General features: G+C 61.9%; 8 protein-coding genes. 2 read left to right on the plus strand and 6 right to left on the minus strand.

The window, feature by feature from the left end; translation table 11 throughout:
* Positions 1-44 precede the first annotated feature (44 nt).
* Positions 45-7,085 (minus strand): NEL-type E3 ubiquitin ligase domain-containing protein, encoded by a 7,041-nt coding sequence (locus M5B44_RS05530; RefSeq protein WP_248738496.1) that lies wholly within the window; start codon positions 7,083-7,085, stop codon positions 45-47.
* A 178-nt stretch (positions 7,086-7,263) separates the two neighbouring features.
* Between M5B44_RS05530 and M5B44_RS05535 the strand changes: the two genes are divergently transcribed.
* Positions 7,264-8,391, plus strand: coding sequence for a sensor histidine kinase (locus tag M5B44_RS05535; protein ID WP_248738497.1), 1,128 nt, complete (start codon positions 7,264-7,266; stop codon positions 8,389-8,391).
* Positions 8,392-8,396: 5 nt separating this feature from the next.
* Here M5B44_RS05535 and M5B44_RS05540 read toward each other — a convergent pair whose 3' ends face one another.
* Positions 8,397-8,702, minus strand: coding sequence for a chaperone modulator CbpM (locus M5B44_RS05540; protein WP_119429418.1), 306 nt, complete (start codon positions 8,700-8,702; stop codon positions 8,397-8,399).
* A 23-nt stretch (positions 8,703-8,725) separates the two neighbouring features.
* Complete coding sequence (locus M5B44_RS05545; protein WP_248738498.1) at positions 8,726-9,676, minus strand: DnaJ C-terminal domain-containing protein; 951 nt, start codon at positions 9,674-9,676, stop codon at positions 8,726-8,728.
* Between the two features lie 292 nt (positions 9,677-9,968).
* On the opposite strand from M5B44_RS05545, the gene M5B44_RS05550 reads away from it, so the two are divergent.
* Positions 9,969-11,243, plus strand: coding sequence for an Hsp70 family protein (locus tag M5B44_RS05550; protein WP_248738499.1), 1,275 nt, complete (start codon positions 9,969-9,971; stop codon positions 11,241-11,243).
* Positions 11,244-11,304: 61 nt separating this feature from the next.
* Here the strand turns inward: M5B44_RS05550 and M5B44_RS05555 are convergent, their stop codons facing one another.
* The 3 genes from M5B44_RS05555 to M5B44_RS05565 form a co-directional block, all read right to left on the minus strand.
* Positions 11,305-12,318: an AI-2E family transporter gene (locus tag M5B44_RS05555; protein ID WP_085711192.1), complete on the minus strand. Its 1,014-nt coding sequence runs from the start codon at positions 12,316-12,318 to the stop codon at positions 11,305-11,307.
* Positions 12,319-12,416: 98 nt separating this feature from the next.
* Positions 12,417-12,722, minus strand: a complete 306-nt coding sequence (locus M5B44_RS05560) for a PsiF family protein (RefSeq protein ID WP_248738500.1) — start codon at positions 12,720-12,722, stop codon at positions 12,417-12,419.
* Between the two features lie 63 nt (positions 12,723-12,785).
* Positions 12,786-13,580, minus strand: a complete 795-nt coding sequence (locus M5B44_RS05565) for an AraC family transcriptional regulator (protein WP_248738501.1) — start codon at positions 13,578-13,580, stop codon at positions 12,786-12,788.
* Positions 13,581-13,638: the final 58 nt, after the last annotated feature.

Genomic DNA, 13,638 nt, shown 5'->3' on the forward strand with positions numbered 1-13,638 from the left:
GGCCCCGGTCTTCGAGCCTTTCGACGACCGGGGCTGCCAACGCCTCAGCGGGTTGAAGTGTCCATCGAGTACCGCGAAGTTCCGGGCCGCTCATCGTCGAGCCCGACCATCACCGGCTCGCCTGTTTCCAGGCGCGACAGGGCAATCAGTTGCTGGTTGCGCTCAATACTGCGCTCAACCTCAAGCATCTGTACCGCCTCCTGGTACGCCATGCTGGTCACGTCTTCGTATTCATCCTCGAGTCGTTGCAGCTTTTCATCCGCGTTGCGCTTGAGCGCGTCAAGTTCAGCCGGGTATTTCTCGGTCAGGTACTGAACCCAGTAATCACGGCTGATCAGTTCTTCATAAAACTGCTCACTCGTTTCGGCTCGCATGACCGCCGCGCGGGCCGCTACCAGATCATCGCCCCTGAGCGGCCGGGCAAACCGCATGTGACTGGGTTGCCCCGGCAGTTGCAGACCGTCCTCCCAGCCCGACGTCAGACCGATTCGATACTGCAGACGCACTTCCGCCGGATCGGCGTGACGGCCCATGCGGCGGGCCGCGAGTTTTTCCACCTGCCCCAGGCGAAACAGTTGACGCGACAAATCGAGCAACGCCCGACCTTTCGCTGCAAGACCTGGCTGCAGGTGCCGCAAGGCGTTGTACTCATACACCTTGACCTCGATCTCGCTGAGCGCCAAGGTTCGCCCGTCGACACAGGTCGTGTGCGTGGTCGCCATGGAAAACAGCGTGTCACGCAGCTCCTGACTGTCAGCGGCCGCCTCGACGATTCCCCAGACCCGTCGGGTCAGATCGGCGCGAAAAACCCGGAACTCTTCGGTGTCCGGCATCCGGGAAAGCAGATGGAAGAAGGCTTCGTTGTCGGGTTCGGCAGCCAACCGCTGCCACATCGCCCGATAACGCCCGGCGTCCTCCTCGGGGAGGTTTTCAATCCACGGAGTCACTTGCTGCTCAAGGACCGTTCCGGCCAGTGCCGGAAGGACCTCATCAGGTTCGCTTTCGACCTCCAGCTCTTCGGCATCGCTTTCGGTGGTGCTGTCCATGTCATCGATCATCCGGTCGATGTCGGCATACGTCAGGCCCAGCACGTCACGCCGTCCATGGGCATCGGCGTATTCGCGCAGCCTGAGCAGACTTTGTTGCGATATCTCGTAGTTTTCCGCCAGGTTGCTGCCGGCCAGTAACACCGCATGTCTGCCGTCATACAACGCTGTGGGGATCGATGCGATTTCATTGTTGCTCAAGTCGAGCATTTGCAAGCGTGGGGCTTGCAATACGCCCTCCGGCCAGGCGGTAAGCAGGTTATCGCTCAGATCCAGCCGCTCCAGCTGCCCGAACCCCGTGACACTGAAGGAACGCAGGCTGTTGTGGCTCAGGTCCAGCCACTGCAACTGTGTAAGCGTCTCCAGCGCATGACCCGCAGCAGCGGAGTCCGCAAGGCCGGTGAGCGACAGTTCCAGCTGCTCCAGCTCAAGCATTTGTGTCACCGGCTCGGGCACCGCCGGCAGGTGATTGCCGCTGAGGCTGAGGCGGCGCAGGTGAGTGAATGCCCTGAGAAAACCGCTGGAGCCTTGCGAAGTAAGTTTGACGCCCCCGAGATTCAGGCTATTCACCGCCGCGAACGTTGCGCCCGGCTCGGGCAGGTTGCCCACCTGCAGACCGTTGAGGTCCAGCTCGCGATCCGCAACACCATTCCAGTCGACCGTGCCTTCGCGCCAGCATTCCATGATGCGCTGTGCGGCAAGTTGGCGGGTGCGCGATGACACGACCCAATCCATGCCCCGGGTTTCATGGGTGAACAGCCAATCGTTCAGACGCCGCGTCAGGGACTCGAAGTCGCGGTCCCATGCGTCGATTTGCTCACCGATCTGCACCTCGGTCAGTCCCGCGACCTGCATCCGCTCGATGGCCTGTTGCGCCCGGGCGCTGTCGTACTGCGGGCGCAGGCGCTGGACGCGTGCGACCCAGCCCGCCGGGCCTTCAACTCCCAGCGACGGCGGTAACGGCAGCAATCGTCGGGCAATGACCGAGCCACTTTCGGTGGGCGGTGTACGGTGACGCGTCTCTTCCAGCGCAAAACGCTGCAATGAACCGGGAACCAGGCCTCGACTCTCTTCAACCCTCTGCCGCGCAGTGGCAAGAGCTGCTTTGGCTTGCGGATTCAACGGAGTGCCGGTCAGGCTGGTATCGAGCAGTAATGCATCACGCGCCAGCAGCGCATCCGGCAGCGAGGTCAACTGGCTGTCACTGAGGTCCAGCCAGGTCAGTTCCGGCAGCTCCTCGATACCGCTCGGCCATTCGCGCAGGGCCGTGGCACTCAAGTCCAGCGCCATCAGGCGATTCATCCCGCGTACGTCGATCCTGCTCAACGGGTTGTCATGCAGATTCAACGTTTCAAGCGCCGGCAGATCACCAGGCTCCAGTGGCAGCGCCGACAAACCGCAATGGCTCAGGTCCAGGGTATCGACATTGCGAAACGTACGGATGAACCCGCGCAGTTGATCAACCGGAGCCTGCAATCCTGCCAGGTGCAAGCTTCTGACGTGGGTGAAACCTTCAGCGGACAAGGTCGGCAGGCTCTCCACCGGCGAGCCGAGAATATCCAGCACCGAGGCATCATTGGGCAGGCTCACATACAAGTTGTAGAACAGGCTTTCGGTGCGCGCGCCATAGCGCTGGAACAACCCGCTGCGCCAACTGCTTCTCAACGCCTCGGCCACCGCCGAGCGTGCTGCACCGCCATTTGACACTGTCGGCTCGGAGCCGACCCATTCCTGAAGCCGGTTCAGCTCACTGAATTGCTCACTCAAGGTTTCGATCGCGGCGAAACGACTGCCGACGTCCGTCCACTGCGCCTTGAACCCGGTACTCAAGACATCGAACAGGCTCGGTTCCATGCCGACAAAACGCTTGAGTTCGCCGCGACAGTAGTCGGCGACCATTTCATCCAGGTCGAGCAGATGCCGAGGCTGATTCCGGACAAACTCATAGATCGGCTTGAACACCCGACGCGGAAATTTCGACCAGTCCAGTGACAGACCGGACAACAGTCGTTGATGGCCTTCATAGATTTCCATCGGCAGGGTATTGATCGCGGTCGATCGCAGATTCAGGCGCTCCAGTCGCGGCAGATCGAGAACCCCGTGCGGCCATTGGTGCATCTGCGGACTGCCGACTACGAGCCGGCGCAACTGCCGCATGCCGCCGACATCGAGTGTCATCGGCACCACCGGATTCACTCCGCTGGCGGTACAGCGCAGTTCCAGTTCTTCCAGCCGGGTCAGCTCCCGCACACGCGACGCCACCTGGCCGGTAATCGGCGTGGAGAGTTTCAGGCGGGTCATGTGTCGCAGTGTTTTCAATGTCGCGAGCACTTTGTCGAACTCCGCCACACTCGCGCTCAGGGCGAGTTTCTCGACATTGGGAAACGCGGCAAGCGTATCGCCGACCAGCGGGGTATGCAGTGTCAGTTCACGAACGTGGGTAAAGTCCGCCGTCAATGACGGCAGAGGTGCGTCACTGATCAGCGTCAGGCGGGCCGCGTGCGGACTGTGTTCGGCCAGCGGTGCATTGCGCCAGCAGTCCTTGACGCTTTGCACCACGTTGACGAACTCGTCACGGGTGGTGCGCAAACGCAGGTTCTGCGCCATCAACCATTGATCGAGTGTTGCCTCCAGCTCCCGCCACTCGCTCAACCGGTTGTTGAGCAGATGAAAAATCTGTTGATCACTCCTGCCCGCCCGCCATTGTTCAAGAATGAAACCTCGGGCCTGGGCGTCATTCAAGCCCGGATAAACGTTCTGCACGTGAACGGTCAACGCCTGACTCGGCCCCGGGCCGTCGCCACTGGCGGGATAACCGAGCACGCCGGGTGCGATGCGTTGCGGTGGTTTGAACCATGGTTTGTCGACGCTGCCCACCCGTAGAATCCGGGCCGACTGGCTGCGTTCGGCGAGCGCCCGTTCGATGATCGTGCGTTGCAGATCGTTGCCCTGCCAGGCATTCGGCAGGCCCAGCCCATGACGTGCCTCATCGGGCAAGGCATGCATCAACGAAGGGTAAAAATTGTCGCCTTTGTGCGGGATGCTGTTGAGCGGCTCGCCACGCTCATTGACAGCCTGATAGGCATCCCCGTACTTGACCAGGTACTTGCGCGTCAAGGCGGTTTCGCTGCCGATGGCGTCCAGCATCGGGCCGCTGATGCTGCTCTCGCGGATTTCCAGACGCACATCACTGGACCAGCCAGGCAGTCGCCCCAACGTCTGCAATGCGAGATGGCGGCTGTCGGCAGAAGCCATGGTTTCACTGCGCAACCCGGCCAGAGCCCGGGTCAGGCGACCCGTCTGGCCATACCAGCGACCGAGCTCCTGCAAATGCAACGGAATCTTCGCGGTGCTGTCCAGCCTCGCCAGCTCTCCTGCGCTCGCCTGACGCAGGACAGCGGATGCCCCTTGCTCGGTCAGGGCGGGGAAGATCCGTTGCAGCTTTGCCGTCCGGGCTGACACCGGAGCAGCACCTTTGAGCAGGCTGTCGAACAACGCAGGCTGACGGGCGCTGGCAAAGTCGGCAATTTGTCCGGCGAGTTCCTGCGTCCGCGCCGCCCGGACGCGTGCAGGCTCGCCACCCAACAGACGAACCGTCTCGGCTTCATCCAGCGCCGCGAGAATTCGCGCCGGCAACGCACCGCTCAGCACCTCGGCCCGGCTGATCCGGATCGGTGCCTTGCCCCCGCGCTTCACCCCGTAGCCGTGCGCAGTGCCCGACAGATCGGCAGCATCGTAGACCTTCAACTGCCGCCCCCACGGCCAGCGTGGCATGTCGGGCAGCAGCGGCAGCACCTGCAGATAGCGATCATCAATGGGTTGTCGTCCTGAAATCTGCTCGACGATCAGTCCGGCATCCCGCTCGGTGTTGAACAGGCGCATGGCCTCCACCAGCTCCGGGGGTGGCAAGGCATTGTCCAGGTGCATCTTGCGCAGGGCGCCATCGCTGACACCGGCCATATCGGCAAGGGTCAGCAACTGCTCGTCAGCGAAAACATCAGTGCTGTGGCCGATGCGCCGCAGGAGTGTCAGCCGGTCCCACTCCTGCGGACGCTCGAGCGTATGTCGCCAGGCGCCGGCGCCGTTGTGGGCCAGCGGCGGTTGATAAGCCTGCGGATCGTCCGAGTGATTGATTCGCCATGCCTTGAGCGACTCGTCGTAAGTCTGCCGGTACGTCTTGCCTTCAAGCCGAATGTAGTGGTTTTGCCCGACCCGGTACTGCCCCAGTGCGTTCGGTGCCGCACGCGAGTCCAGAGTGACCGGACTGTCGTAGCCGTGCAGGTCAGGCTTCCACAATCGGGTCGTGCCGTCTGGCATCTGTACCTGATGCAGGTTCTCGATGACCGGTGTCGATCTGGCAGCAGTCAGCCGGGCAAGCCCCTTGCCGGCCCCCGCCATCAAGGCAATCAACGCGAGGTTTTGCGCGACATCGATCAGGTGTCCCTTTGCAGCCTTGCGATCCCCCTCACTCCACTCGATGGCGCCTTCAAAGGTTTCTTCGAGCAGTTGCCCGGTCATCACCACCATCATCACTTCGCCCAATACCGGCACGAACATCGAAATGCCGGTCAGCACCAGCATGCCGATGTTCAGCAGCGCGGCGAGCTTTTCCGAGCGCACTCTGGCATCGACATCCGCCGTGGGTACCGCATGGCTGCGAGCATCGGCAATCAGTCGCTCACGATGCTGGTCGAACAGGTAATTCCACAGATCGACATTATCCGCCCAGATCCCGTGGCCCTTGCGGGACAGGTCCACCGGATTCAGATACGGATCCGCATTCGGCACCTGCGCGACCGGTGACGCCGGCGGCAACTCACGAATCCCGGTAAGCGCCGCGTTGATCGGGTTGAGGGCCTTGAAAATCTCATTGAACAGCGGAGCGTGGGGCTCCAGTCTCTGTGCGAATGTCCGGTCGGGCGTGTCGTCGGTGAACTGACTGAAAAAGCGTGGCCGGTCAGCATAGGCGACGAACTGGCTGAAAAAGCGCTGGTAGGCATTCGGCTCTGCGGGATGTGCCTGACTGGCGTCCCGCGTGGTGAAGCGCTGCTTGAACATCGCTTCCATTTCCCGGTCCTTGTAGCGTTTGAGCGGGTGGAAAGGATCGCTCGGGACATAGAGGATCGAGTCGTCGCTGTAGCGGTACTTTTCGCAGATCGTGAACAGTACGCAGCCGGTCATGCGCCGGCCCATCAGTCCCAGATCACGAAACCAGATCTGCCGATGACCCTGACGGGGCGCCAGCTCGCCATTGAGGACCGAGCGAATCGAAGCGTAGTCTTCGCGCCCGATGTCGCCCTTGACCAGGGCCAGCTCGGCGGCCGCACGCAGAGCGCTCTTGTGCGCGTCGATGAATTTGTCGCGCAGCACATGTTCGGCCACCGCGTCTTTGGGGTGCAGGAAATCCTTGAGATACGCCTGATACTTCGCCCCGATGTCCAGTGAACGGCACAAGCCGGTGAACTGTTCGACCGTGAGACGGGTACTCAACGGTTCCAGGGTTCCTGGTGTCGAGGTTTCGAGGCGAAATCCCGATGTGCGATGAAAGGCCCCGTTTTTACATTCACGGGCTTCGAAGTTATGCAGGGCTGCCTGTAGCAAGGGCAGCTTCAAGACTTCGAAAAAATCGATTTCAATGGCGAAAATGCCCATCTCCACCGGTTTGTTCAGGACCAGCCAGGTCTTGTTGACATCCAGCGTCACGTTGAAACGGTCCTTGAGCGCCTGGGTCAGCAATGGCGCGGCGAAGCTGTCGATGTCCTGAAAGGTCGACATGGCCTTGTCCAGGCGCGACCGGGCGGCGAGGCTGGCGGCCGCAGCATCACCCACGGCCTTGCGTTGCTCGCGGGAGGCGCGCCTGTACCATTCCGGCGGGACGGCGTCGGCATTCTTCAATGCCTCGCGCTGACGCATGGGTGCATTGATCAGCCACTCGGGGCTGGACTGCTGAAGCCAGCCGGCGTGCAGGCTTTGCGTCACGAACGGACCCGGCGGTGCAAGATTGTCCGGAGAAGGTGAAGCGGCGGGGATTTCGGACATGGTTTCGCTCCTTGAAATGGAGCGAAAGCAGACCATGGAGAACCGCCGGGGCTGAGGTACATATGTCTTGTCGCAAGACGTCTTGTCAGCGGAAATTTCAGACCCGAGCGGCGCTTTCATTCCCGCGCAAAGGGGCTAATATTCGAACGCCCCGCCTTGAATTTCCAGGAACCCGGACATGCGTTTATCCGAATTCATCCGGCAACACGCGGATCACATCGTCGAGGAATGGGAACAGTTCGCCAGGACCATCACTCCGGCGGCCGACACTCTGGACCAGGCGGCGCTGCGCGACCATGCCCGGGCGATTCTGCTGGCCGCCGCACGCGACATGGAAACCGCACAGACCGCCAGCGAGCAGCTCGCCAAGGCCAAGGGCGAAGGGCCGGAGAAAACCCCGAGCCTCGACGAGGCCGGCGCCAGCCACGGTGAGTTGCGCCATACCGTGGGCTTCGACCTGGTGCAGATGACTTCGGAATTCCGCCACCTGCGCGCCTGCGTGATCCGCTTGTGGGTCGGCACGTTGCAGTCGCCGGACATGGCGTACTTCCAGGACATGATCCGCTTCAACGAAGCCATCGACGAAGCCCTCGCCGAATCGACCGCCGCCTACGCCGAGCAGGTCAACCGCTCGCGCGACATTTTTCTCGCGATCCTCGGCCACGACCTGCGCGCACCGCTGCAAGCGGTCAGCATGTCGACCGAGCTGCTGATGCGCAAAACCACTCTGGAAGGCGATGCGCTGACCTGCGCATTGAATATCAAACACGGCGCGCGGCACATGGCGGCGATGGTCAGCGATCTGCTGGAACTGGTGCGCAGCCGCCTCGGCAAGAGCCTGCCCATCGAACCGGCGCCGATGGATCTGGCCGACACGGTGCGAGCGGCCATCGCCGAAGCCTGCGCCGGTAATCCCGAATGCGATCCGACCCTGAAGATCGACGGCGATACCCGAGGTGTCTGGGATGCCGGGCGGCTGGATCAGTTGCTGCAGAATCTGATCGGCAACGCCCTGCAGCATGGTTCGAATCCGCGAGAAGTGATCGTGACCCTGCGCGGCGAGAACGACGCGGTGCATCTGTCGGTGCACAACTATGGCGAGCCGATCCCGGATGAAGCCATCGGCACGATTTTCGATCCGCTGGTACGCAGCGCCGACGAAGAACTTGGCCAGCCATCGACCAGCCTCGGTCTGGGGCTGTTCATCGTCAAGGAAGTGGTGACCGCCCACGGCGGGACGATCGAAGTCAGCTCAAGCGAAACCGAAGGGACGCTGTTCAGCGTAATGCTGCCAAGGAAGACCTGAAGCGGTCACTCGACCACCAGCCGCCCCAACCGCTGACGGAGCATGCGGTTCTCGGCCCGCAGTTCCTGCACTTCTTCCAGCAGGTCCAGCGCCAGGGCGACGCCTTCCCATTCCAGCTCCAGGTCGCGCCGCAGCTTGGCGGCGCGTTTGGCCAGGGCCAGTTCGTAATCGGTGAAGCGCCATTCCCGGGGCTGTGCGCCCTGAGGTTCGAGGATGCCGTGTTCGACGATTTCGATCACGTAGACGTCCGACAGATCGGCCGCCTCACAGAATTCTGCCATGTCCAGTTGAACGATCAGGGGGCTGCTCATGATGGGCTACTCCGTCGTCAGTATCAGAAGTTCTCTCGCGGATTGAAGGCGGCCTTCTTCGCCAGTTCCTGCCACAGCGCCTTGACGTCATCGCCGGCGGCCTTCGGCATCACGGCCTTGAGCTGGACGAACAAGTAACCGCGTTCGCCGGCCTTGTTCTGCAGACCGTGGCCCTTGGCGCGCATGCGCTGACCGTTCTGGCTGCCGGCCGGCACCTTGAGGTTGATCTTGCCGGTCAGGGTCGGCACGGCCACTTCGGTGCCCAGCGCCAGTTCCCACGGAGCCAGCGGCAAGGTGATGATCAGGTTTTCGCCTTCGACATCGAATTTCGGGTGCGGCGCAAAACGGATGGTCAGGTACAGATCGCCATTGGCGCCGCCACCGATGCCCGGTGCGCCCTGGCCCTTGAGGCGGATGCGCTCGCCGTCGGTCACGCCCGCCGGGATCTTCACGTTCAGGCTCTTGCTGGTGTTGCTGACGTGCTGGCCGCTGGCGTTGTATTGCGGCACCTGGAAGCTGATCTTTTTCGATTCGTTCGACAGGGTTTCTTCCAGGAAAATCGGCAGTTCCAGTTCCACGTCTTGCCCTCGGCGCCCGGCGCTGCGGGATTGCCGGCCAGCGCCGCCACCGAAACCGGGGCCGCGATTGCCAAAGATCGAACTGAAGAAGTCCGAGAAATCACCCGTTTCGCCACCACCGCCACCGAAGCCGCCACGGCTCTGCCAGCCCGGCGGGCCCTGGAACGGCTGACCGTGCTGGCCGTAGCGACGCAGGTCGTCGTATTCGGCGCGCTTGTCGGCACTTTTCAGCGCTTCATAGGCTTCCGAGGCGTCCTTGAACTTGGCCTCGGCGTCTTTTTCCTTGCTGACATCGGGGTGGTATTTGCGCGCGAGCTTGCGATAGGCAGCCTTGATTGCCTTGTCGTCAGCCGTCGGCTCCACGCCGAGTATCTTGTAATAGTCTTTGAAGTCCATCGAAGGAATCACCATCCGTTATCGATTTCGCGCCGTTGCCAGCATGCGCCGATTCGCGCAAGGCCGGTTGACCGATCTCAAGGTTGTGACCGGGTGGCGCAGCAGAAGTTTATCGGCAGTGGACGGCGGTTCTTGCGACCGCCGGTGTGTCTGCCGGCCCATGCCAGCAAGTTTGGGGCAAAGCGCCGACTTTCAAGCAAGCTTAGACGCGAAATAGCGGATGACCGGCCTTCGAATCTGTCGCGCACTGACATACACTGCGCGGCCGTTTTTTTGACCGGAACCGAAAGACATGAAAGACGCCTCTCCAGCCCGTGCCTGCGGCATCGACTTTGGCACGTCCAACTCCACCGTCGGCTGGCTGCGCCCCGGCATGGAAACGATGATCGCGCTGGAAGACGACAAGATCACCCTGCCGTCGGTGGTCTTCTTCAATATCGAGGAGCGCCGCCCGGTCTACGGTCGCCTGGCGCTGCACGAATACCTGGAAGGCTACGAAGGCCGGCTGATGCGCTCGCTCAAGAGCCTGCTCGGTTCCAAGCTGATCAAGCACGACACCAGCGTCCTCGGCACCGCGATGCCGTTCAAGGACCTGCTCGGGCTGTTCATCGGCCAGCTCAAGAGCCGTGCCGAAGCGGCCGCCGGTCGTGAGTTCGAGCAGGTGGTGCTGGGCCGCCCGGTGTTCTTCGTCGACGACGATCCGCTGGCCGACCAGGAAGCCGAAGACACCCTGGTGGAAGTGGCGCGCAAGCTCGGTTTCAAGGACGTGTCCTTCCAGTACGAGCCGATTGCCGCGGCCTTCGACTACGAGTCGACCATCGAAAAGGAAGAACTGGTACTGATCGTCGACATCGGCGGTGGTACGTCGGACTTCTCGCTGGTGCGCCTGTCACCCGAGCGTCGGGGCATGGATAACCGTCACGACGACATTCTCGCCACCGGCGGCGTGCACATCGGCGGGACCGACTTCGACAAGCAACTGAGCCTGCAGGGCCTGATGCCGCTGTTCGGCTACGGCAGCCGCATGAAGAGCGGCGCATTCATGCCGACCAGCCACCACATGAACCTGGCGACCTGGCACACCATCAACTCGGTGTATTCGCAGAAATCGACCCTGGCCCTGGGCAGCATGCGCTACGACATCGAGGACACCGGCGGCATCGACCGTCTGTTCAAGCTGATCGAACAGCGCGCCGGGCACTGGCTGGCGATGGAAGTGGAAGAAACCAAGATTCATCTGACCCACAACGACAGCCGTCACGTACCGCTGGACCGGATCGAATCCGGGCTGAACGTCGAGTTGACCCGCGCCCTGTTCGAATCGGCCATCGAGGCGCAGCTTGAGCGGGTACGCGGCAGCGTCACGCAATTGCTGGCGGACGCCAATGTGGCGGTGGGTCAGGTCGATACGGTGTTCTTCACCGGCGGTTCCAGCGGTATCCCGGCGCTGCGCAACAGCGTTTCGGCGATGTTGCCGAACGCGCGGCATGTGGAAGGGAATATCTTTGGCAGCATCGGCAGCGGTCTGGCGATTGAGGCCATGAAGCGTTACGGCTCGATGAACTGACACCACGATGATCGTTCCCACGCTCTGCGTGGGAACGATCTGACAAAGATCTTCGCTGTCCTTAAACCATCCCGCCCAGCTTCAACTCACTCTTCAGATACGCGTAATAAATCGGTCCCGCCACTACCCCCGGCAGGCCGAACGCGGCCTCGAACACCAGCATCGCCAGCAGCAACTCCCAGGACTTGGCACTGATCTGCCCGCCGACGATGCGCGCGTTGAGAAAGTATTCGAGCTTGTGGATAAAGATCAGGTAGCCCAGCGCGGCAACCGCCACCCAGATCGACAGCGACAGGCCGACGATGGTGATCAGCGTGTTCGACATCAGATTGCCGATCACCGGCAGCAGACCGAGCAGGAACGTCAGCACGATCAGGGTCTTGGTCAGCGGCAGCTTGATCCCGAACAGCGGCAGGATCACCGCCAGGAAGATCCCGGTGAAGAAGGTGTTGAGCAGGGAAATCTTGATCTGTGCGAAGACGATGTTGCGAAACGCCTGAACCAGCAGGTGCAGACGGTCGAACAGTGCGGCCGCCAGCGGCTTGCGCTTGGTGACGTCCGGCACGCGCTGCAGGGCGATGATCGCGCCGAGCACCATACCGATCAGCAGCGTCACGAACATGTGCGCCGCGTCCTTGCCCACCAGTTGCAGCTCGGACAGATGCTTGCTCGCCCATTCACCGATGGCCACACGGAATTCAGCGGCGCTGGCGGGCAGGTAGCTGTCGAGAAACGGCGGCAGTTGCCCGCGCGCACGGTCGACCACACCCATGAATTTGTCGAGGGAAGCCCCGGGATTTTCCGCCTCGTGCAGCAGGAAACTGATGGCCCCGGCAAAAATCAGCGCCAGCACACTCACCACCAGCGTGCCCAGCAATGCCACTGCCAGCCAGCGCGCGCGGCGGCCTTCGATCAGCCGTTGCAGTTGCGGAGTGAGCATGTTGACCAGCTCGAATACCAACAACCCGGCCAACAGACTGGGCAACAAGCGCAGCGGCAGTACCAGCAGCAAACCGCCGAAAATGATGATGCAACTGACCCAGAACACAACATGACGCTCAGAAAACGTTGGCATACAGCCTCAAAACGAACGGCGTAAAAGGATTGGCAGTCTGCCAGCGATCCGGCGCCGAAGCGAGCGGATGCCCTGCCGCTCGCTGCGATCTGTCGATCTTATTTTTTCTTCAGGCAATCACTCATGAATGCCTTGCGCGCATCGCCGGTCAGGGCCTTGGTCTTGGCGTCGGCATTACAGGTCTTCATCTTTTCCTGCTGCGGGGTCAGGGTCTTGGCGTCATTGGCCGCCGGCGCTCCCTTCAGGCAAGTGCTCATGAAGGCTTTGCGCTCGTCGCCCTTGAGGCTCTTGGCCGTGGCGTCGGCGTTGCAGGTGGTCATCTTGTTCTGTTGCGCCGTGGCGGCGAAACCCTGGGAGCACAGCAGCAGACCGATCATCAACAAAGGGACACGCAGCATCTTCATGGAGTTTTCTCCTTGTCGCCGCATCGATGGATACGGCCTCCGGCTGAGTGTAGTCAAAGCTTGTTACACCTTCCTACTCTCCAGGTGACTGCGCCGGTATTGCTCCGGCGTGCACCCGGCCTGACGGGCGAACATGGCGATGAACGCCGAGCCGCTGCTGTAACCGAGATCGAAGGCGATTTCCTGCACACTGCGCGAACTTTCCAGTGCCTCGATCGCCGCGAGATAGCGAAGGCGCTGGCGCCACTCGCCGAAACTCATCCCCAGCTCCCGCACGAATTGCCGGGCCAGGGTGCGTTCGCTGACATGCACCTGCGCCGCCCAGTGCGCCAGCGGCTCGTTGTTGCCGGGCTCGGCCTGCAGGGTTTCGAGGATGGTCAGCAAACGGGGGCTGCTGGCATAGGGCAGATAACATTGGTGAACCGGTGCCTGGCGCAGTTGATCCACCAGCACTTGGGCCAGACGCTGGTCGGCGTCGAACGCGGGGATCTTCACATCCCGGGCGGCGAAGTCCTTGAGGATGGCTTTGAGAATATCGCTGATCGCCAGGTTGCAAGCCTGCGCCGGCAAGTCCGCGCAGACCTCGGGCGCCAGGCACACCGCCCGATAATTCACCGGCTGATGGCTGTAGAAACTGTGCTCGACCTGCGGCGGCACCCACACCGCATATTGCGGCGGCGACATGAAGCGGCTGCCGTCGACATCCATGTGCAGCACGCCGTGGGCCGCGTATTCCAGCGTGCCCCACGGGTGGCGGTGCGGCGCGGCGTATTCGTGGGCGTTGAAGTCGGCATAGCGGAAATACACCGCCGACGGCAATTCGCTGAAATCCAGCAGATCGATGTGTTTACTGTTCATGCTGTCCGGAATCTGGGGCGGATTGTCCGGTTCGCAGTATAGGCCTGCATCCAGACAG

This window comes from Pseudomonas sp. MWU12-2029, from assembly GCF_023242425.1.
Classification (GTDB): Bacteria; Pseudomonadota; Gammaproteobacteria; order Pseudomonadales; family Pseudomonadaceae; genus Aquipseudomonas; species Aquipseudomonas kribbensis.